Annotated in this window: 19 protein-coding genes; 12 read left to right on the forward strand and 7 right to left on the reverse strand. The window is 70.6% G+C overall.

Annotated elements, in window-relative coordinates:
• The first annotated feature begins 79 nt into the window (after nucleotides 1-79).
• The 6 genes from AB5G72_RS17250 to AB5G72_RS17275 all read left to right on the forward strand — a co-directional run bounded on the left by AB5G72_RS17250 (nucleotide 80) and on the right by AB5G72_RS17275 (nucleotide 6063).
• A complete protein-coding gene (locus tag AB5G72_RS17250; protein WP_440220530.1) occupies nucleotides 80-2161 on the forward strand; it encodes a PTS fructose transporter subunit IIABC in 2082 nt (693 codons plus the stop codon).
• A gap of 60 nt (nucleotides 2162-2221) precedes the next feature.
• Nucleotides 2222-2479, forward strand: coding sequence for an HPr family phosphocarrier protein (locus tag AB5G72_RS17255; protein ID WP_067713081.1), 258 nt, complete (start codon nucleotides 2222-2224; stop codon nucleotides 2477-2479).
• Nucleotides 2476-3387 (forward strand): NAD(P)H-binding protein, encoded by a 912-nt coding sequence (locus AB5G72_RS17260; RefSeq protein WP_440220531.1) that lies wholly within the window; start codon nucleotides 2476-2478, stop codon nucleotides 3385-3387. The genes AB5G72_RS17255 and AB5G72_RS17260 overlap by 4 nt, the downstream gene beginning before the upstream one ends.
• Nucleotides 3388-3533: 146 nt before the next feature.
• Nucleotides 3534-4748 (forward strand): oxidoreductase, encoded by a 1215-nt coding sequence (locus AB5G72_RS17265; RefSeq protein ID WP_440220532.1) that lies wholly within the window; start codon nucleotides 3534-3536, stop codon nucleotides 4746-4748.
• 98 nt (nucleotides 4749-4846) lie between these two features.
• On the forward strand, nucleotides 4847-5344 hold the full coding sequence (locus AB5G72_RS17270) for a beta-class carbonic anhydrase (protein WP_440220533.1): 498 nt from the start codon (nucleotides 4847-4849) through the stop codon (nucleotides 5342-5344).
• Nucleotides 5345-5505: 161 nt separating this feature from the next.
• Entirely contained in the window at nucleotides 5506-6063 is a 558-nt protein-coding gene (locus AB5G72_RS17275; RefSeq protein ID WP_120285557.1) for an HdeD family acid-resistance protein, read from the forward strand.
• Nucleotides 6064-6272: 209 nt separating this feature from the next.
• On the opposite strand, the gene AB5G72_RS17280 is transcribed toward AB5G72_RS17275, so the two are convergent.
• From AB5G72_RS17280 to AB5G72_RS17295, 4 genes are all read right to left on the reverse strand, one after another.
• Nucleotides 6273-7697 carry an MFS transporter gene (locus AB5G72_RS17280; RefSeq protein WP_120285558.1) on the reverse strand — a complete coding sequence of 475 codons (1425 nt, stop codon included), beginning with the start codon at nucleotides 7695-7697 and terminating at the stop codon, nucleotides 6273-6275.
• Nucleotides 7698-7960: 263 nt separating this feature from the next.
• On the reverse strand, nucleotides 7961-8524 hold the full coding sequence (locus AB5G72_RS17285) for a dihydrofolate reductase family protein (RefSeq protein WP_440220534.1): 564 nt from the start codon (nucleotides 8522-8524) through the stop codon (nucleotides 7961-7963).
• A gap of 123 nt (nucleotides 8525-8647) precedes the next feature.
• A complete protein-coding gene (locus AB5G72_RS17290; protein WP_440220535.1) occupies nucleotides 8648-10039 on the reverse strand; it encodes an NAD(P)/FAD-dependent oxidoreductase in 1392 nt (463 codons plus the stop codon).
• Between the two features lie 117 nt (nucleotides 10040-10156).
• On the reverse strand, nucleotides 10157-10426 hold the full coding sequence (locus AB5G72_RS17295) for a phosphatase PAP2 family protein (protein WP_440220536.1): 270 nt from the start codon (nucleotides 10424-10426) through the stop codon (nucleotides 10157-10159).
• A gap of 227 nt (nucleotides 10427-10653) precedes the next feature.
• On the opposite strand from AB5G72_RS17295, the gene AB5G72_RS17300 reads away from it, so the two are divergent.
• Nucleotides 10654-10863, forward strand: a complete 210-nt coding sequence (locus AB5G72_RS17300) for a hypothetical protein (RefSeq protein ID WP_440220537.1) — start codon at nucleotides 10654-10656, stop codon at nucleotides 10861-10863.
• Nucleotides 10864-10881: 18 nt separating this feature from the next.
• On the opposite strand, the gene AB5G72_RS17305 is transcribed toward AB5G72_RS17300, so the two are convergent.
• Together AB5G72_RS17305 and AB5G72_RS17310 are read right to left on the reverse strand one after the other, a co-directional pair.
• Nucleotides 10882-11586: an ABC transporter ATP-binding protein gene (locus AB5G72_RS17305; RefSeq protein ID WP_440221523.1), complete on the reverse strand. Its 705-nt coding sequence runs from the start codon at nucleotides 11584-11586 to the stop codon at nucleotides 10882-10884.
• 161 nt (nucleotides 11587-11747) lie between these two features.
• Entirely contained in the window at nucleotides 11748-12800 is a 1053-nt protein-coding gene (locus tag AB5G72_RS17310; RefSeq protein ID WP_440220538.1) for an FtsX-like permease family protein, read from the reverse strand.
• 167 nt (nucleotides 12801-12967) lie between these two features.
• Between AB5G72_RS17310 and AB5G72_RS17315 the strand changes: the two genes are divergently transcribed.
• Together AB5G72_RS17315 and AB5G72_RS17320 are read left to right on the forward strand one after the other, a co-directional pair.
• Nucleotides 12968-14260 carry a sensor histidine kinase gene (locus AB5G72_RS17315; protein ID WP_440220539.1) on the forward strand — a complete coding sequence of 431 codons (1293 nt, stop codon included), beginning with the start codon at nucleotides 12968-12970 and terminating at the stop codon, nucleotides 14258-14260.
• Complete coding sequence (locus AB5G72_RS17320) at nucleotides 14257-14889, forward strand: response regulator (protein ID WP_440220540.1); 633 nt, start codon at nucleotides 14257-14259, stop codon at nucleotides 14887-14889. Before AB5G72_RS17315 ends, AB5G72_RS17320 begins: the two co-directional genes overlap by 4 nt.
• Here AB5G72_RS17320 and AB5G72_RS17325 read toward each other — a convergent pair.
• Nucleotides 14837-16135: an MFS transporter gene (locus AB5G72_RS17325; RefSeq protein WP_440220541.1), complete on the reverse strand. Its 1299-nt coding sequence runs from the start codon at nucleotides 16133-16135 to the stop codon at nucleotides 14837-14839. The genes AB5G72_RS17320 and AB5G72_RS17325 overlap by 53 nt on opposite strands.
• 184 nt (nucleotides 16136-16319) lie before the next feature.
• On the opposite strand from AB5G72_RS17325, the gene AB5G72_RS17330 reads away from it, so the two are divergent.
• The 3 genes from AB5G72_RS17330 (at nucleotide 16320) to AB5G72_RS17340 (ending at nucleotide 19010) form a co-directional block, all read left to right on the forward strand.
• Nucleotides 16320-17129, forward strand: a complete 810-nt coding sequence (locus AB5G72_RS17330) for an SDR family NAD(P)-dependent oxidoreductase (protein ID WP_440220542.1) — start codon at nucleotides 16320-16322, stop codon at nucleotides 17127-17129.
• 68 nt (nucleotides 17130-17197) lie between these two features.
• Complete coding sequence (gene tal, locus AB5G72_RS17335; RefSeq protein ID WP_440220543.1) at nucleotides 17198-18310, forward strand: transaldolase; 1113 nt, start codon at nucleotides 17198-17200, stop codon at nucleotides 18308-18310.
• Between the two features lie 460 nt (nucleotides 18311-18770).
• On the forward strand, nucleotides 18771-19010 hold the full coding sequence (locus tag AB5G72_RS17340; RefSeq protein WP_440220544.1) for a CGNR zinc finger domain-containing protein: 240 nt from the start codon (nucleotides 18771-18773) through the stop codon (nucleotides 19008-19010).
• The last annotated feature ends 655 nt before the right edge of the window (nucleotides 19011-19665 follow it).

The raw sequence follows: 19665 nt of genomic DNA on the forward strand, positions 1-19665 counted from the left end.
CCCGGCGGCCTCCCCCCCAGCACCCTCCCAACCCAGCACCTCTCAAACCAGCACCCTCGGAAGAACACGGAGCACGGCAATGAACCAGCCGATCATCGAGACCGCCGCGGTGCGGCTCGACGCCGACCTCGGCGGCACCAAGCAGGAGGTGATCCGGGCGCTGGCCCGGACCCTCGTCGACGCCGGCCGGGCCGACGACCACGACGCGCTCGTACGCGATCTGTTCGCCCGCGAGGACAAGGCGGCCACTGGCATGAAGGGCGGGATCGCGATCCCGCACTGCAAGTCCGAGGCGGTGTCCGCGCCGAGCCTGGCCTTCGCGCGGCTCGACCCGCCCGTCGACTTTGGCGCCAAGGACGGCCCCGCCGACCTCGTGCTGATGATCGGCGCCCCCGCCGGCGGCGGCAAGGACCACCTGAAGATCCTGGCCACCCTCGCCCGAAACCTGGTGCGCTCCGAGTTCGTGGACTCCCTCCGGTCGGCCGCCACGCCGGACGAGGCGGTCGCGGTCATCGAAGGCGTGCTCAGGCCGGAGGAGAAGACCTCGTCGTCGTCCTCGACCCCCGGTTCGGCAGCGGGCGCGGCATCGGGCGCGGCGCCGGCCCGGGTGGTCGCGGTGACCGCCTGCCCCACCGGCATCGCCCACACCTACATGGCCGCCGACTCGCTCGCCCAGGCCGCGGAGGCGCGCGGCGTCGAACTGCACGTGGAGACCCAGGGCTCGGCCGGGGCCACCCCCCTCGACGCGGCGGTGATCGACGCCGCGGACGCGGTCGTGTTCGCCACCGACGTCGGGGTGCGCGACCGCGGCCGGTTCGCCGGCAAACCCGTCGTCGAGTACGGGGTCAAGAAGGCCATCGACGCGCCCGACCAGGTCCTCGACGAGGCGCTGGCCGCGGCCCAGGACCCCCGGGCACGGCGCGTGTCGGCGGACTCCGGCACCGCCGACGGCGGCTCCGGCTCGGGGGGCGGGTCCGGCTCCGACGAGCACTGGGCTCGCGGCCTGCAGCGCGCCGTCATGACCGGCGTGTCGTACATGATCCCGTTCGTCGCCGCCGGCGGGCTGCTGCTCGCACTGGGATTCCTGTTCGCCGGGTACGACGTCGCGTTCGTGTGGGAAGAGCTCGCCACCGGGTTCTCACTCACCGACCTGCCCGGGGAGGTGTGGTACCTCGACGGCGAGATCGTGTCCGCCGGGACCGCCGGGGCCGAAGCCCTCACCCACTCCGGGCTGCGGCTCTACATGGGAGCCGTGCTGTTCGCGATCGGCCAGGCCGCGATGGGCTTCATGATCGCCGTACTGTCGGGCTACATCGCCTACGGACTGGCCGACCGTCCCGGCATCGCCCCGGGCTTCGTCGGCGGCGCCCTGTCGGCGACCCTCGGCGCCGGGTTCATCGGCGCGCTCGTCACCGGCATCCTCGCCGGCTACCTCGTGCGATGGATGACCACCTGGAAGACGCCGCGCTGGCTCGCCGGTCTCATGCCGGTGGTCCTCATCCCGCTCATCGGCTCGCTGGCGATCGGCCTGCTGATGTTTCTGCTGCTCGGCCGCCCGCTGGCCTCACTGACCTCCGCCATGGAGTCGTGGCTGGGTGGCATGACCGGCTCCTCGGTGATCCTGCTGGGCGTCATCCTGGGCCTGATGATGTGCTTCGACCTGGGCGGGCCGATCAACAAGGCGGCGTACACCTTCGCCACGGCCGGTCTGGTCGCCGACAACCCGGCGACGCTGCGGATCATGGCCGCGGTGATGGCCGCCGGCATGGTTCCGCCGCTCGCGATGGGCTTGGCGACCGTCGTGCGCAAGCGCCTGTTCAGCCCGGTGGAGCAGGAGAACGGCCGCGCCGCGTTCCTGCTGGGCGCCAGCTTCATCACCGAGGGGGCGATCCCCTTCGCCGCCGCCGACCCGCTCCGCGTCATCCCGTCGATGATGGCCGGTGGCGCCGTGACCGGTGCGCTCATCATGGCGTTCTCGGTCGAGTCGTACGCGCCCCACGGCGGGTTGTTCGTGGTGTTCGCCATCAACCCGGTCTGGGGCTACCTCCTGGCCATCCTCGCCGGCACCCTCGTCGCGTGCGCGGCCGTGGTGGTCGCCAAGACCACCCGCCGCGAGCCCACCCCGGCCCCGGCCGCCGCAGCACAGCCGGTCGCGGCCTGACACCAGAACCTGCACGATGACGGGGGAACCCCCGGCACCGGAATACACAGAGGAGACACCATGCCCAGCACCACCGTCACCGTCGGATCGGCCGAGGGCCTCCACGCCCGCCCCGCGGGGATCATCGCCGAGGCCGCCGAGAAGTACGAGACCGACATCGAGATCACCTACGACGACGAGGAGGCCGACGCCGCGTCCGCGATGCTCATCATGGCGCTCGGCGCCGAGAAGGGCGCCACGGTGACCGTCAGCGGAGAGGACGCCGACGCGGTGGCCGAGATCGCCGCGCTCATCGAGCAGGATCTCGACGCGGAATGACCGTCCTGGTCGTGGGATCCGGCGGGTATCTCGGCTCGCGCCTGGTACCCGCCCTGCTCGCCCGTGGTCACCGCGTCCGGGCCGGCGTCACGGACCCCGGCCGTGCCGCGACGCACCCCTGGTCCGATCGGGTCGAGACCGTGCGCTGCGACGTCCTCGACCCGGCGAGTCTCGCGGCGGCCCTCGACGGGGTCGACGAGGTGGTCTACCTGGTCCACCGGATGGGCGGCGGCGCCGACTTCCGCCGCGAGGACGCCGAAGGCGCGGAGGCGATGCGCCGGGCGATGGCCGCCGCCGGCACGGAGCGGTGTGTCTACGTCTCCGGACTGGCCCCCTCGGGGGACGACCGGCTGCCGCTCTCGCAACACATGGCGTCGCGGCTCGAGGTGGAATCACTGCTCTCGGCCGGGTCCACGCCCGTGTTCACGCTCCGGGCCGGGGTGATCCTGGGCGCGGGCTCGACGAGTTTCGAGGTCCTCCGCACGCTCTGCGAGCTGCTCCCCGTCCAGCCGGTGCCCCGATGGATGCGACACCGGAGGGTCGAGCCCGTCGCCGAACGGGACGTCGTGGAGGCCCTGTGCCATGCCCTGGACGGTGAGCCCCGCACCGGCCACGCGGACCTCGGCTGCGGGGAGGCCCTGACCTACCCCGCGCTGCTCGCGCGCTACTCCCGCATCGCCGGGTGGCCGACGGTGCGCCTCCCCGTGCCCGGGGTGCCGTGGGACCTCGTCGCCGCCGGACTGGCACCCCTGGTCGATCAGGGCGGGGCGACGGTCAGCGCGCTGATCGAGAGCCTGCAACACGACATGGTGGTGGGTGATCCCGCCGCGGGGCTGCTCCCCGGGGACTGGGAGATGACGGGGATCGACGAGGCGATCCGGGTCGCGCTCGCCGACGCCGCCGGCTAGGTGGGATGTCCAGCGCGGCCACCGCCGATGCGACATCCGCTGACCCGCTTAGGTAACCTCGATCACAACTGACACTCGTCAATCCGCGAGAGTCTCGAGATCGAGGCCCGAGACGACCGCCCGAGGAAACAAAGAGGTCGCGCATCATGACGTCGCGTATCGCCACCCCGCCGGTCGCCCCGGGCCGTGAGGCCCTGTTCCGTCCCCTCGAGGTCAGGTCGCTGCACCTGGCCAATCGCCTCGCCATGTCCCCCATGACCCGCATGGGCTGCCCCGACGGCCTGCCGGACGAGGTCAACCGCGACTACTACGCCGACCGGGCCGCAGGCGGAACGGGACTCGTGGTGACCGAGGGCATCGGCGTCGACCACCCGACCTCGGTCGACCATTCGTGGATCCCCCGCCTCGACACGCCGGAATCCGTATCGGCCTGGCGTGTGGTGACCGACGCCGTCCACGCCGCCGGCGGCCGGATCATCGCCCAGCTCTGGCACGTCGGCCCGCTCTGGGGCGCGAACGCCCGCTTCGACCGGGCCCACCGCGACCGGCTGATGGAGATGCACCCCATGCGCCCGTCCGGCCGGTGGGGAACCCCGGGCGTCACCACGTACTCCGAACGCAGCGTCGCCCGCTGGTCGCCCGAGGTCCCGCCGATGACCGACACCGACATCTCCGAGGTCATCGACGCATTCGCCCGCTCCGCGCGCCTGGCGATGGAGGCCGGATTCGACGGCGTGACGCTGCACGGCGGCCACGGGTATCTGCTCGACGCGTTCGTCTGGGCCGACACCAACCGTCGCACCGACGACTGGGGCGGTGACCTGGCCGCACGCAGTCGCTTCCCCGCCGCGGTCGTGTCCGCCGTCCGCGCCGCGCTCGGCCCCGACGCGCCGCTGTTCTACCGCTTCTCCCAGCACACTCAGCAGGACTACACGGTCCGCAAGGCGACCACTCCCGACGAACTGGGCGTCTACCTGGGCGCACTCGCCGAGGCCGGGGTCGATCTGCTCGACGCCTCGACCAGGCGGTTCAGCGACGCGGCATTCCCCGACCTGGGAGGTGACGACGGCGAGGTGACCCTGGCCGGATGGGCCCGCCGGCTCACCGGCCTGCCGTCCGGCGCCGTGGGCGGGGTGGGGATCGGGACGTCCCTGCGCGAGCAGAAGTCGGGCAAGCCGGCCATCGCCGCGGACAACATCGATGCGGTCGTGGAGTGCATGGAGCGCGGCGAGTTCGACCTCATCTCCGTGGGTCGTCTGCATTTGGCGGATCCGTCGATCGCCGAGGTCCTGCGCACGGCCGGGCCACTGCCGGAGTTCGTGCGCGAGGTGCACGAGATGCCGTTGCGCTCCCCCGCCTGACCTGCCGTGCCGCGGGGGCATCTGGCCTGCCGCGCCGGGTTTCCGGCAGCGCGAGACGAACCCTGGCCGGGCCGCCGAAACGGGCCTAGCCTTCGGCCATGACCGTCACCGACGAACTGCTCGAGGCCGCCAAGGCCTACCAGGCCGACTTCGACAAGGGCGACCTGCCCATGCCGCCCGGGCGGGAGATCGCCGTGGTGGCCTGCATGGACGCCCGTCTCAACCCGTACGGCCTGCTGGGCCTGACCGAGGGCGACGCGCACGTCATCCGCAACGCCGGTGGGGTCGTCACCGACGACGTCCTGCGCTCGCTGACGATCAGCCAGCGCCTCTTGGGCACCGAGGAGATCGTCCTGATCCACCACACGGACTGCGGGATGCTCACCTTCCGCGACGACGACCTCAAGGACCGGATCGAGTCCGACACCGGCCAGCGGCCCCGCTGGGCGCCGGAGTCGTTCCCCGAGCCGGAGGCCGACGTGCGCCAGTCGATCGCCCGCGTCGAGTCCGATCCGTTCCTGCTCCACGCCACCGCCGTCCGCGGCTTCGTCTACGACGTCGGCACCGGCGAGCTGCGCGAGGTCGCGCGCGACTGACTCTCGTGCACGCGGTCCCGGGCGACGGCCGGCGACGCTTCCCGGGCCAGTGGGGGCGGGGAGATCATGAGCACTCTTCCCGACGGGTGACGATCGGGCTAAATTGAAGTTTCTTAACCCGACGCCGAGTCACTCCGGCGACCCCGATCGGAGCTCCCGCCGTGTCCGCACCCAATCGCCCCGCCGAGACCGCTCGTTCCGTGAACCCCTTCCGGGTCGCCCTTCTGGTCGGCGGCCTCATCGCCGTGGGCTTCGGCATCGCGGTCCTGTTCTGGCCCGTCAAGACCGCCCTCGCCGTGACCGGGGTGCTGGCCGTCTACGCGATCGCGGCCGGCATCGTCTACATCGCTGTGGCGGCCGTCGCCAGGTGGCAGAGCACGGGCAGCAGGATCAGCCACGCCCTCCTCGGAGTGCTGTTCATCCTCGCCGGCGCCTATGCATTCGCCTCTCTCCAGGAGTCGGCGGCGTTCCTCGCTCTCTTCGTCACGGTCATGATCGGCGTGATGTGGATCGTCGAGGGTTTCACCGCTCTGTTCACCCTCGGCGAGACCGGGTCGAGCGCGGTGACGGTCATCTTCGCGATCATCTCCGTCCTCGCCGGATTCGCGCTGCTCAGCACCCCGGTGTGGGGCGCGGGGTTCCTCTGGTGGCTCTTCTCGATCTCCCTCGTCGTCCTCGGTGTCCTCAACGTGGCCCGCGCTTTCCCGCTGAGGAGTTGATCGGCGGCCGCGCACCCGGCCCCGCCGGGTGCCGTCGGTGACAACCTCGTCGTCGTCGTCGCCCCCACCCATCCGCGACCGCAACCATCCAGACGACACGAGACCCCGGGACCACATCGGTCCCGGGGTCTCGTATCGCGGGGTCGTGCCTTCCCGGGGTCTTGCCGTCGCGGTCGGGGCGGCCCCGCGGGGTCAGATCGACCGGGTACTCAGTTCGTCCGGATGCCGGACTCGTCCGAGTACATGGACGTCTTGCTGGTCTCGGGGGCAAGGACCAGCGAGATGATGGTGAGCACGCTCAGGCCGACCAGGTAGTAGCCGACGTAGGCGACCGAGTAGTTCTGCACCAGCCACACCGCGACGAACGGGGTCAGCGCCGCGCCCAGGATCGCGGAGAAGTTGTACGCCACTCCCGAGCCCGTGTAGCGCGTGTGGGTGGGGAACAACTCGGGAAGCACCGCGGACATCGGCCCGAAGGTCAGCCCCATGAGCATCATGCCGACGCACAGGAAGAGCAGCATCCGCACCACGTCAAGGTCCTCGCCCGTACCCATCGCGTCCGGGTCGAGCCACCAACCGAAGCTCAGGCCGAACAGGATGATGGCGGCGGTGACGCCGATGAGCATCCGACGGCGGCCCAGCTTGTCGGCCAGCAGGCCGGCCACCGGGACGAACGCGGCGAACAGGACGATCGCGATCACCTGGATGATGAGGAACGACCGGTACCCGTATCCGAGCCCGCCGGCGTCCGCGCCGCCGATCGCGAACGACAGGATCCATGTGGTCATCAGGTAGAACAGGCCATACGTGGCCAACATGATGAACGTGCCGAGGATGATCTCCCACCAGTTCCTGCGGAACACCTCCGAGACCGGGGTCTTGACCCGCTCGTTGTTGGCGATCGCCCGGGCGAAGACCGGCGTCTCCTCGATGCGGAGCCGTACGTAGAGGCCGACGGCGACCATCACGATCGACAACAGGAAGGGCAGACGCCAGCCCCACACCAGGAACGGGTCGCCCAGTTCCGCGGCGGTGGAATCGTAGGAGAACCAGATCGTGAGCAGCAGGAAGATGCCGTTGGCGAGGATGAAGCCGAACGGCGCGCCGAGCTGCGGCCACATGGCGGCGAACGCGCGCTTGCCCGGTTGCGCCGTCTCGGAGGCCAGGAGCGCCGCGCCCGACCACTCGCCGCCCAGGCCGATGCCCTGGAAGAAGCGCAGGATCGTCAGCATCGCCGGGGCCCAGAGACCGATCTGGTGGATCGTCGGCAGCAGGCCGATGAGGAACGTCGCGATACCCATGGTCAGCAGCGCGCCGACGAGGGTGACCTTTCGGCCGAGACGGTCCCCGTAGTGACCGAAGACGATGGACCCGAGCGGCCGCGCGATGAACGCCGTACCGAAGGTGGCCATCGAGGCCAGCAGAGCGGTGCCGGAGTCACCGCCTGCGAAGAACAGCAGCGGGAAGACCGACACCGCGGCCGTCGCGAAGATGTAGAAGTCGTAGAACTCGATCGTGGTCCCGATGAGCGAGGCGAGGATGATCCGGCGCCGGGGCACCGGCTCGGCCGAGATCGTCTCGGGGACCGCGGTACCCGTCCCGTGGGGCCCTGTGGACCCGTCCGGCGTTGCCATGTTCCTCCTAGGGCGTCTGAACGGCGCATCTACTGTCGACCACCGACCGTCGACCGCGACAAGCGTAGGCGGCCAGGTGATGTGGGTCACCCTGACCGGTGGTGGCTGTGCACGTGGCACAGATCAGCCCGTCGATTTTCGCGATCGTTGCGCACGGTGTCCAATCCCTCCCCCGCCGCCGGGGCGTGCGGGGGTGGTGCGGGTGATGCGGCGTGCTGGCGAGGCGGCGCGCAGGGGTGGCGCTGGTGATGCCGTGCGCCGGGTCAGCGCGTCCGGTAGTGGGAGTACGCGGTCCCGCCGGCGAAGACGCGATGGGCGGCGAGCTCCAGGTCCAGCGTCGTGTCCGGGGGCAGCGCGCGCAGTCCGCCGCCCACGACCCTGGGGAAGACGAACAACCGGAGATCCGAGACCAGCCCCGCGCGGATCGCCGCGCCGGCCGTGGTGGGTCCGAAGATCTCCACCTCGCCCGGCGCCTCATCGACGATGCGGCGCAGAGTGTCCAGGTCGAGTCGCGGGACGAGGCGATCACGATCGGACACGAGGTCGTTCGCGGTCAGTCTCGAGGACACCACGGTGCGCGGTATCGCCTTCCACCGCTCCGCGAACTCGTGCTCGTCGGGGCTCCACGAGTCGTCCTCCGGTGGGGACAGCCAGTACTCCATCAGCTTGTACGTCCGCCGGCCGAGCACCTCGTGGACGACGGGCCCCAGACGTTCCACGTGGAACCGGAACACCTCGCCGCTCGGGGCGGACCAGTTGAAGTCGCCACTCGCGTCCGCGACGTACCCGTCGACCGAGACGGTCGCCGTGTAGGTCAGCGTGCCCATGGCCGTCCTCCAGCCCTTGTCCGTGATGTGGGCGGTCGTGATGAGGGCAGTGTAGTGCCGTGCGCAGGTTCCAGACTGAGCGTTTCCCGCGATTCGGTGTCCGGGGCCCGCGGCGGCGTCGGGTCAGTCGGACACCGCGCGGTCGGCGTCCCGACGCTCCCGCTCCTGCGCCTCGGCGATGGCCTGACGTGCGTAGACCCACCGGGCGGTGGAGTTCAGGTGCGAGCGGTGGTCACCGATGTGCAGTCCCCAGGACAGCAGGGTGATGACGCGGTTCCGGAAGCCGATGAGGAAGGCCAGGTGCACCACCAGCCACAGGACCCAGGCGAGGAAGCCGTGGAGCTCGAGCGGCCCGATCTTGGCCACCGCGCTGTAGCGCGACACCGTCGCCATCGACCCCTTGTCGAAGTACTTGAACGGCGGGCGCTCGGACGGGGACCGTCCCCCCTCGACCTCGCGGACGATCTGCTTGGCGACGTACTTGCCGCCCTGGATGGCGACGGGGGAGACACCCGGCAGGTTGTCGAGGTTGATCATGTCGCCGATCACGAAGATCTCCGGGTGCCCGGGCAACGAGAGATCCGGGTTCACCAGGACCCGGCCCGCCCGGTCCACCTCGGCGCTGGTCTGGTCGGCGAGCATCTGGCCCAGTGGGCTCGCCTGGACCCCGGCCGACCAGATCTTGCAGGTCGAGTCGATCCGGCGGAGCGATCCGTCGGGGTCCTTGACCTCGATTCCGCTGTAGTCCACATCGGTCACCATGGCGTTGAGCTGGATCTCCACACCCAGTTCCTCCAGCCGCCTGCGGGCCGCGTTGCCGAGCTTCGGTCCGAAGGGCGGCAGGACGGCAGGGGCGGCGTCGATGAGGATGATGCGGGCCCGACCCGGGTCGATCCGGCGGAAGCTGTTCTTCAGGGTCCGCTGAGCCAGCTCCGCGATCTGCCCGGCCATCTCCACGCCCGTGGGACCGGCGCCGACCACCACGAACGTCAGGAGACGACGACGCTCCGCCTCGTCCTCGGTCACCTCGGCCTGTTCGAAGCAGCCCATGATCCTGCTCCGCAGCTCCAGGGCGTCGTCGATGGACTTCATGCCGGGAGCCCAGCGCTCGAAGTGATCGTTCCCGAAGTAGGACTGGTTGGCACCGGCGGCGACGACGAGACTGTCGTACTCGAGCTCGAAGTCCACGTGCCCGGCGGTCGCGTGGACGGTCCGCGCGGTCACGTCGATCCGGTCCACCTCACCCAGGGCGACGGTGGCGTTCTCCTGATCGCGGAGGACCAACCGGGTGGAGGGCGCGATCTCCCCGACGGACAGGATCCCGGTCGCCACCTGGTACAGCAGGGGCTGGAAGAGATGGTGGCCGGTCCTGGCGACCAGGGTGACGTCCACGTCCGCCTTGTCGAGGGCGCGGGCCGCGGCGAGGCCCCCGAAACCCGACCCGATGATGACGACGCGGTGGCGACGATCCGCCGGGGCCTGAGCACCCGTCACCGGATGAGAGTTCATGGTCATGGTGCCTCCTCGACCCACTACTGTCCGGGTTCCGAGCCCCGCGGGGCCCACTCCCGCCGATCCTAGACCGCCCGACCGGGCCGGGGTCCCGAGCCGCCGAACCGTGCCGGACCGGAGTCAGACCCAGTCCGCGAGCGTCGGCGCGTATCGGCGGAGCACGCGGGTCACGAGCAGCAGGATCACCACGAGGATCCCGACCCACAGCACGGTCAGACACCAGCCCGCGAGGACGTCGCTGGGGAAGTGGACCCCCAGGTAGACGCGGGACGCGCCGACCGCGAGGACGTAGACCACCGCCACCGCGAGCGCGGCCCACCGGTCCCGGCTGCCCCAGGTCAGGACGACCAGCGGCGCCGCGAGCGACATCGACCCCCATCGCGTGCCCACTGGGGAAGGAGAAGGTGTTCTCCGCCGACAGGTGCTCCCAGAAATCCGGGCGCGACCGCTCGAAGGCCGGCTTGAAGGCGACGTTGAGCCTGGACGACCCGTACACCGCGGCGAGCACGAGGAAGGCGCCCCCGAACCTGCGCAGGACGCACAGCAGCAGCGCGATCACGACGGAGGCCGCGAGCACGAACTGGCCACCGAGGTAGCTCGCGGTCTCCGCCGCGGCCGTGAGCCAGGGGGTCGTGGCCCCGTGCACCCACATCATCACCGGCCGGTCCAGGGAGACGGTCTCGTCGTCGGAGACGGCGAACGCCAGCCCGGCGAAGACCGCCAGGAGGGCCAGCAGGAACCCGGCGCCCGCCGCCGGTGCCCTCCACCGGGACGCCCCGGTGGAGGGCCGGGTGTCGCCGTCGTCGATGGTCATCGCCCCAGCGTAGGGACGCGGACCGGGAAAATCAGGAAAAACTACTGCCGGGCGCCGCGGTGGTGATCGCTCCGTCGACCAGGTGGACCTGCGCGTCGCACCGGGCCGCCATCGTGGCGTCGTGCGTGACGAGCATCAGCGCCACGTCGAGCTCACGCGCGGTACCGAGCAGGAGGTCCATGACGACCCGACCGGACGCGGAGTCGAGCGCGCTCGTCGGCTCGTCGGCGAGCAGGAGCGACGGCCCGCTCATCAGCGCGCGCGCCACGGCCACCCGCTGCCGCTGCCCGCCGGACAGCGCCCCGACCGACCGGTCCGCGGCATCACCCAGGCCCACCACGCCGAGCAGCTCGTGGGCGCGCTCGCGGGCGTGGAGCCGTCGGGCGCGGGACGGCCGCGACCCCAGCCACACCATGGCCTCGAGCTGTTCCCGGGCCGTGAGTGACTCGATGAGGTTGGCCTGTTGGAACACGATGCCGATCTCGCGTCGGCGCAGCTCGGCCCCCCGGCGCGCGTCCACCGCGGCCAGGTCCACCGCCCCGTCCCCGGTCTCCAGCCACACGTGCCCGGAGTCCGGTCGGGCGAGTGTCGCCGCGACGGCGAGCAGGCTCGACTTCCCCGATCCCGAGGGCCCGGTCACCGCGAGGCTGCGGCCCCGCCCGATCGAGAGCGAGACGTCGTCGACGGCAGTGACCCTGCCGTGGCCGTCGGGGAAGGTCAGGACGACGTTCTCCATCCGCAGTGCGGTCGGGACGGGCGCGGTGGTCACGGGGGCATCGTGGAGGGCGGTACGGGTCAGTGCGGTACGGGGCATGGCGGTTCTCCTGGTGGTGGGTCGCGGTGAGGACGCCGGGGTCGACGACGACGAGGTGAAGCAGGTGCCGGACTCGGAGCCGTTCATCGGGCCGCCCCCAGTGCCGAGTTGGGGTCGGCGGTCAGCACGGGCCGCAGCGAGACGGCGGCGCCCGCGAGGCCGAGCACGGCGAGCAACACGGCCGGCACGAGGGTGGTCCCGGCCGAGACGACGAACGGCACGGTGCCGCCGACGGCCAGGCCGAACAGGGCGGCGATCCCGACCCCGCCCACGACGCCCACGGCCAGGACGACCGCGGCCTGGCCGACCGAGTCGCGGACGACCGCGGCGGTGGACGCCCCGAGCGCCTTGAGCACGGCTACGTCACGTCGGCGCTGCATCCCCCAGACGGCGAAGAACGAGCCCACGACCAGAGCGGTGACGGCGAGGAGCATGGTGGTCATCGTGCTCAGCGAGGTGTTCTCGGCCCGGTGCGAGGGCAGCGCTCCGACGAGTCCGTCGGAGTCGACCAGCGTGAGGCCGGCCTCGGCGGCGACGGCATCCGGGTCGGCGCCCGCCGCCACGGCCACGGTGGTGGCCGCCCCGCCGCGCGGAGCGAGCGAGTGCCAGGTGTCGAGGTCGGTGACGACGACAGGGGTGTGCGAATGCCAGAGATCACCGGTGTGTCCGGCGACCGCCAGCGCGCTGCCCCCGAGGCTGATCACGCCGACGTCGGAGCCCACCTCGTCGTCGACACCGTCGGAGACCAGGACCTCCCCCGGCGCCGGTGGCGCCACCGACCCCACCTCGTCGGCCAGTCCCACTGCGACGACGGAGACCCCGGTCTCGGTGCCGTCGTCCAGGGTGATCCGGGCGAGTCCCACCGGGACGGCCGACGGGTCCCCGGCGGCCACGGCGGCCACCTGGTCGGCGGTGAGTGCGGCGCGGTCGAGGTCGACGGCGCCGGAGTCGTCGGCGGGGAGGACGAAGCCGGAGCCGTCCGCGCCGAGCGCCCGGAGCGCGGACACGCTCTGGTGAGCCAGCCCGGCGGTCAGGCCGAGCAGGCCCGCCACCAGGACGGACAGCATCAGCACGACGCCCGTGATGAGGGCGAAGCGCCACCGCGCCGTGCGGAGCTCGCGGAGTGCGAAGAACATGGGGTCCCTTTCGTGGGGTCTGCCTGTCGTGGGGTCTGCCTCCAGGCTCGTCCCGCCGACGCCGCACCGGATCGGCCACGAGGGTGGTTCCGCGGCGTCGAACGGTGGGGCCGGCCTCCATCGTTCGATGGATGCCGGGTGCCCCACCGGCGACTAGCGTCGACCGGGTGATCCCCGCGCCCGCGTCCGCCGCCGCGTCCGCACCCGCCGCCGAGCTCCCGCCGGAGTCGGCGGGGGTGCGTGCGGTGTTCGCGCAGCTCCAGGTGGCACTGCACACGTTGGTGGCCGCACTGCTGGCCCTCACGTTGGTCAGCGCGCACCGGGACACCTCCGGCATGCCCGATCCGCCGGCGGTCGCCGCCGCCGTGGGGTTCACGGTCGTGTACGTCGCGGGGACGGTCTGGGCGCGCCGTCGCCCGACGACCACTGCCGTCCGGGTCGGGTGGCTGCTCGCGGTCCTGGCGTTGTGGGCGTGCCTGGTGGTCCGGGTCCCCGAGGCCGCCTACCTGGCATTTCCCCTGTTCTTCCTGGTCCAGTTCCTCCTCGGCGTGTGGGCGGGCACCGCGGCGGTGGCGGCGCTGGCCGCCGTGGCGGTCGTCGCCCTGGGCCTGCATCACGGGTTCACTCCCGCCGGGGTCATCGGCCCGACGGTGGGAGCGCTCGTGGCCCTCGGACTGGGGGCCGGTGTGCGGGCACTGCACCGCGAGTCCCAGGCCCGGCGGGAGGTGATCGCCGAGCTCGTGGCCACCCGCTCGGCGCTCGCCGCGCGGGAACGGGAGGTGGGCCGGGAGGCCGAGCGCGCGCGACTGGCCGGGGAGATCCACGACACCGTCGCGCAGGGGCTCGCGAGCATCGGGATGCTGCTGCACGCGGCCGAGCGCACCGCGCCGTCTAGCCCCGCCGTCGACCAGATCCGCCTGGCCCGCGAGGTGGCGGGCGAGAACCTCACCGAGACGCGCAGGCTCATCGCCGCCCTGCGGCCCGCGCCGCTCGACGGCGTGTCGCTGGCCGGGGCGCTGGGCCGTGTGGCTGCGAGGTGCCGGGCCGAGAATCCCGGGCTCGAGGTGTCCGTCACCACCGGGAACGCCGGCGAGCACGCCACCGAGTCCTCCACCGAGCCCTCCACCGAGCCGCCGGCGGAGCTCGCCGCGGTGCTCGTCCGGGTGGCGCAGGAGGCGATGACGAACGCGGTGCGGCACGGTGCCCCGAAGCGGATCACACTGACCCTGTCCGGCTCCCCCACCACCGTGGTCCTGGAGATCGCCGACGATGGCCGCGGCTTCGACGTCGCCGCCCCGCGCACCGCCGCCTCGTTCGGGCTCGACGGCATGGCGCGGCGGGTGGGCGACCTGGGCGGGCGGTTCGAGGTCGACTCCGAGCCGGGATCGGGCACGGTGGTCCGCGCCGTACTGCCGGTGCGGGAGACGGCGCCGGGGACCCGGTTGGGAGACGAGAGATGACGACGACGAGGACGCGTGTGCTGATCGCGGACGATCACGCGGTGGTGCGAACCGGGCTGCGTGCACTGCTCGCCGCCGATCCCGCGATCGAGGTGGTCGCCGAGGCGGCGGCGGCCGGCGCCGCCGTGGAGCGGTGCCGGATCGGGGACGTGGACGTGGTGTTGATGGACCTGCGGTTCGCGGGGGATGCCGCCGCCGGTGTGCTGGCCACCGCCGCGATCCGCGACCTGGCCGACCCCCCGCAGGTGTTGGTACTGACGAGCCACGACACGGACGCGGACATTCTCGGCGCCATCGAGGCCGGGGCCTGCGGTTATCTGCTCAAGGACGCCGGCCCTGACGAGCTGTTGGGCGCGGTGCGCGCCGCCGCCGCCGGCGAGAGCGCGCTGTCCCCCACTGTCGCCGCGCGGCTGATCAGCCGGATGCGCGACCCGCGGCCGGTGCTGACCGAGCGGGAGGCGGAGGTCCTGCGCGCCGTCGCCACCGGGGCGACCAATCGGCAGGCCGCCGCGTCACTCCACGTGTCGGAGGCGACGGTCAAGACCCACCTCGTCCACGTCTTCGACAAGCTCGGCGTCACCTCGCGGACCGCGGCGGTGGCGCGGGCACGTGAGCTGGGCCTGGTGTGAAGGTCTCGTACATGCGGATCGCCACGGCGGCCGCCGACACCGCGCTGACCACGGCGGCGGCCCACACCGCGGCGTGCATCCCCATGGCGTCGGCGACGATCCCCCCGAACACCGCGCCGACCGCGTAACCCAGGTCGCGCCACACGCGGTAGACCCCGACGGCTCGTCCCCGCCACACGGGGTGGGCCACGTCGCCGATAGCCGCCAACAGCGTCGGATAGACCATCGCGGTCCCGGCTCCCAGGATCACGGTCCCGACCGCCCACGTGCTGAATCCACTGCCGAGGGCGATGACGACCAGGGCGACCGCCTGGGTGGCCATTCCCACCGAGATCAGGTGCTTGCGGCCGATCCGGTCCGAGAGCGCGCCGGTGAACAGCTGTCCCACGCCCCAGACGGCGGGGTAGAGCGCGAACAGGAGTCCGATCTGTCCCACGGACAGACCCGCGGTGGCGAACAACAGGGGGAACAGTCCCCAGGACAGCCCGAAGTTGAGGTTGTTGACGAGCCCGGCCTGGCTGGCCGAGGACAGAGCCGGTTCTGTGAAGCTGGTCTGGATCGCGATCTCGCGGTCCGTCATCTCGGCGTGGAGATGGTCGTGCAGTCCGTCGGGGCGGGCGGTGTGCCGCCCCGCGTCCACCAGGGCGTGATCGCGGGTCTCGCGGACGAAGATCCCGGACAGCACCAGGGCCAGGGTCGTATAGGCCACTCCGACCAGGAACGGCGCCGGTCGCAGACCGTACTGGCCGGCCAGGTAGCCGGCGAGCAGCGAGGTCACCGCGACCGCGCCGTATCCTGCCGCCTCGTTGAGCCCCATCGCCAGACCACGCTGTCGCGGCCCGACGAGGTCGATCTTCATGACCACGGTCGTGGACCAGGTCAGGCCCTGGTTGATGCCCAGCAGGATGTTCGCGGCCACCACCCAGCCCCAATCGGGCGCCCAGATGAGCATGAGCGGGACCGGGATGGCGAAGAGCCACCCGACCAACAGGACGGGTTTGCGTCCGTATCGATCCGAGAACGTCCCGGCGAAGTAGTTCGCGATCGCCTTGGTGACACCGAAGGCCGCGACGTAGGTGAAGATGAAGGTGTAGCCGGTCAGGCCGAAGACGTCCGTCGCCAGCAGGGGCAGCACGGTCTGCTGCTGTCCCACCATGCCGCCGACCAGCGCATTGATCGCCACCAGCAGCGTGAACTGGGCGGCGTTGGCCTTGAGACCGAGTACGGGTGCGCGTTCGGTGGGCATGCTCCCCTTTCATGACTGAGTCCGCTGAGTGGTCAGTCCACGGCGCACTATACCCCTGCGGGTATTGATCCTGCCGGTTTCGCCAACTGTACACAGTTGACTACAGTCAAGCTGTACACACTTGACTACAGCGGGGAGGTCAGTGCTTGTCCCGCCTCGCCCCGCACCCACATCGGAGGATCATATGACCGGAACCCGTCCCGAAATCGCGGCCCCACCCGGCACTGATCGCGCGAGCCGCCTGGCAGGAAAGACCGCGATCGTCACCGGAGGCGGACAGGGCGTGGGCCGCGGGATCTCGCTCGGCCTGGCCGAATCAGGCGCCTCGGTCCTGCTGGTCGGGCGGACGCCCGAGAAACTCGAGAAGGTAGCCGAGGAGATTCGCGAGATCGGCGGTGCGGCCGAATGCCTGCCGGTCAACATCACCGCGGAAGGCGCACCCGAGGCGATCGTGGACGCAGCGGTCACGCATTTCGGAGGGGTCGACATCCTCGTCAACAACGCGAACATGGCCCGGCCCCTGCCACTGTCCGACTACCCCGACGACGGTTTCCGCAAGGCCTTCGAGTCCGGCCCCCGCGTGTCGCTCACGCTGATGAAGCTGACCCGTCCTCTCATGGCGCAGAGGGGCGGTGGGGTGATCATCAACCTGGTGACCTCGGCAGCCGTCCGGTGGGATCCCTCCAACTACGGCATCTACGGGGCCGTGAAGGAGAGCATGCGCGCCCTCACACGGGCCGCCACGTACGAATGGGCCGACGACGGGATCCGCGCTCTCAACGTAGCCCCGCATGCCCACAGTCCCGGGCTGGACTGGTGGATGGACAACAACCCCGAGGAGGCCGCCGAGTTCCTCTCCGCCATCCCCGCCGGCCGCGTGGGTGACCCGGTGACCGACATCGGCCGCCCGGTCGCCTGGCTCTGCTCGGCGGAGGCCTCGTACCTGAGCGGAGCGACCATCCCGCTCGACGGCGGCCAATCCCGCTGGGGCTGACCACTGCCCACCCCCGGACCACCGGACCACCGGACCACCAACTGTCAGTTCGATCAGGAGCACAAACGATGTCCCAGAATGCGCAACTTGCCGAGCTGTCCCGAGCCGGGGTGTCGGTCTGGCTCGACGACCTGTCCCGGGACCTGATCTCCTCCGGACGCCTCGCGGAACTGGTGGAGACCCGGTCGGTGGTCGGGGTGACGACGAACCCGGCGATCTTCCACGCCGCGCTGACGAGCGGGACCGCGTACGACGAGCAGCTCAGCCACCTCCGAGGCCGAGGTCATGAGGCGGACGCCGTGATCCAGGCCGGCACCACCGACGATGTCCGTGCCGCCTGCGACATCCTGGCGCCGGTGTACGAGCGAACCGGGACAGTAGACGGACGAGTATCGATCGAGGTCGATCCGCGACTGGCTCACGATGCCGAGGCCACGGTGGCACAGGCGAAGGAACTGTGGCAGATCGTGGACCGACCCAACCTGCTGATCAAGATTCCGGCCACCACGGCCGGGTTGGAGGCGGTCAGTCGGGTGCTGGCCGAAGGCATCAGCGTGAACGTCACACTGATCTTCTCCGTCGAGCGGTACACACAGGTCGTTCAGTCCTACCTGGACGGTCTGGACGCCGCCGCCCTGGCCGGCCACGACTTGTCGTCCATCCACTCCGTGGCGTCGTTCTTCGTCTCGCGGGTCGATACCGAGGTCGATGCCAGACTCGAGGCCATCGGCACACCGGCAGCGCTGGCCCTGAAGGGCCAGGCCGCGCTGGCCAATGCCTGGCTGGCCTATGCCGAGTATCAGCAGAACTTCGAGAGCTCCGACCGGTTCCGGAGCCTGGCCGGCCGCGGCGCCCGACCGCAGCGGCCGCTGTGGGCGTCGACCGGCGTGAAGGACACTCGGTACAGCGACACCCTGTATGTCAGTGAGCTGGTCGCACCGGCGACGGTCAACACGATGCCGGCGGCGACCATGGAGGCGTTCGCCGACCACGGGGACATTTCTTCGGGGTCGGGCACCAGGAGGTTTGCCGAACCTGCAGCGCTGTTCGAGGCGCTCGGAGAGGTCGGGATCGACATGGATGACGTCTTCGCTCAGCTGGAGCGCGAGGGCGTCGCCAAGTTCGACACGGCCTGGAACGAACTGATCGCGGCCGTGGGTGCACAACTAGCGTCTCGGTGACGACGCGCGGGCACGAGCCTGCGGCATGCCGGAGGTCTGCGCGATGGGCACGCCTCCGCGGCGGATACGACGGGCCCCGCAGGAGCAGGACTCGTAGACGATGACGCCCTCACTGGTCGAATGCCGCGAATCGCCCACCCACCTGTGATCGACGTCGAGGACGCACTCCGCCCCCACGGCGTGAGGGCGAATCGTTGAACGCGTGTTGTCGGCTTTCCGCATACGTTGACCATGGTGCAATGGGTCGGTGCAGTTCAACCATGACAATATGATCGGTCCGCTACACAAGTTCGAAGTGCGCGACCCTGCACTTTCCCGTGCACAGTCGCACCAGCTTCTCGAGTAGTCGCACCGATTACGAGAGCCGTTCGAGGCTGGCGACGTCGAATCGACCTGCGCAGCAATTGACTGCCTCCTGGAGGCAGCGACCTCAAGGGCCTTTCTGAGTACCCATGACGGGATGAAGCCCCATCTCCACTTCACGGCCGATCACGATGATGCTGTCGCGCGGACCAAGGCGATCACCGCGGGCGGCCTGGCGATCTTCGCGGTGGAGTCCGCGGGCGGTCGGCTCGGGGCATGCAACCGGCATGGTTGCCCGGAGGTCTTCGTCGACACCAGCCGCAACGGGCGACGGGCCTATTGCAGCGCCCGATGTGGCAACTACGAGGCCGTCAGGCGGCACAGGTCCGCCATCTGAGGACTGGACTGTGGACCCACTTGGTGAATATGCCCCCCGGTCAATCCGAGATGCCGATCCAGCCCGATAGCGCAAAGCTTCGGCGGAAGCTACTGCCGGGCACGGCGAAAATTGAGACTGCCAACCGGGGCAAAGCGATAAATGAAACCGGCCGTGGAACGAATGCCGGGCCTACGCGAATATGGTTTGCCGTCAATTGTTCACCTATCGGGTTCCCATGGTTTTGTGGCGGTCCACCGAGGCACACTTCGCGAGGTCCGCCCGTTGGGTAGCGCTAGTTCGCATTCGGCCTTGACCCTGCCAGACGAGAATCGCAGCGAGAGGTACGGCACGGCCAACGCGGGGGGCGGGTCCGAGTATCCGGTCCACCATGATCACCGCCCACGGCATCCAGGCGGCACTGCACCAGGTGTGCGGTACCCGGCGGCGACTTGAGGTGATCGACCGTCCACGCACGAGCTGGAAAACCCTCGCGACCCCGCAGATGTCCTCAACAGAGCGCCCAACGTAATCATTGACGACCTCGTGCCATCCCGGCGCGGCCTTCACCGCTGGCGGCCGTCTGATATTCGGCGGCATCTCCAAACGGTGCCGTACACGTCTTGAGCGGACACCTAAGTGCCAGGCCCGCGGTGAGGGCGATACCGATACCAGG

It is taken from the genome of Dietzia sp. MNB45 (genome assembly GCF_051994785.1).
GTDB lineage: Bacteria > Actinomycetota > Actinomycetes > Mycobacteriales > Mycobacteriaceae > Dietzia > Dietzia kunjamensis.

What these genes read in the sequence shown, in the direction of transcription:
- AB5G72_RS17250 (WP_440220530.1), top strand. Translation starts at nt 80, where the DNA reads ATGAACCAGCCGATCATCGAGACCGCCGCGGTGCGGCTCGACGCCGAC.
- AB5G72_RS17255 (WP_067713081.1), top strand. Translation starts at nt 2,222, where the DNA reads ATGCCCAGCACCACCGTCACCGTCGGATCGGCCGAGGGCCTCCACGCC.
- AB5G72_RS17260 (WP_440220531.1), top strand. Translation starts at nt 2,476, where the DNA reads ATGACCGTCCTGGTCGTGGGATCCGGCGGGTATCTCGGCTCGCGCCTG.
- AB5G72_RS17265 (WP_440220532.1), top strand. Translation starts at nt 3,534, where the DNA reads ATGACGTCGCGTATCGCCACCCCGCCGGTCGCCCCGGGCCGTGAGGCC.
- AB5G72_RS17270 (WP_440220533.1), top strand. Translation starts at nt 4,847, where the DNA reads ATGACCGTCACCGACGAACTGCTCGAGGCCGCCAAGGCCTACCAGGCC.
- AB5G72_RS17280 (WP_120285558.1), bottom strand. Translation starts at nt 7,697, where the DNA reads ATGGCAACGCCGGACGGGTCCACAGGGCCCCACGGGACGGGTACCGCG.
- AB5G72_RS17285 (WP_440220534.1), bottom strand. Translation starts at nt 8,524, where the DNA reads ATGGGCACGCTGACCTACACGGCGACCGTCTCGGTCGACGGGTACGTC.
- AB5G72_RS17290 (WP_440220535.1), bottom strand. Translation starts at nt 10,039, where the DNA reads ATGACCATGAACTCTCATCCGGTGACGGGTGCTCAGGCCCCGGCGGAT.
- AB5G72_RS17305 (WP_440221523.1), bottom strand. Translation starts at nt 11,586, where the DNA reads ATGGAGAACGTCGTCCTGACCTTCCCCGACGGCCACGGCAGGGTCACT.
- AB5G72_RS17310 (WP_440220538.1), bottom strand. Translation starts at nt 12,800, where the DNA reads ATGTTCTTCGCACTCCGCGAGCTCCGCACGGCGCGGTGGCGCTTCGCC.
- AB5G72_RS17320 (WP_440220540.1), top strand. Translation starts at nt 14,257, where the DNA reads ATGACGACGACGAGGACGCGTGTGCTGATCGCGGACGATCACGCGGTG.
- AB5G72_RS17325 (WP_440220541.1), bottom strand. Translation starts at nt 16,135, where the DNA reads ATGCCCACCGAACGCGCACCCGTACTCGGTCTCAAGGCCAACGCCGCC.
- AB5G72_RS17330 (WP_440220542.1), top strand. Translation starts at nt 16,320, where the DNA reads ATGACCGGAACCCGTCCCGAAATCGCGGCCCCACCCGGCACTGATCGC.
- tal (WP_440220543.1), top strand. Translation starts at nt 17,198, where the DNA reads ATGTCCCAGAATGCGCAACTTGCCGAGCTGTCCCGAGCCGGGGTGTCG.
- AB5G72_RS17340 (WP_440220544.1), top strand. Translation starts at nt 18,771, where the DNA reads ATGAAGCCCCATCTCCACTTCACGGCCGATCACGATGATGCTGTCGCG.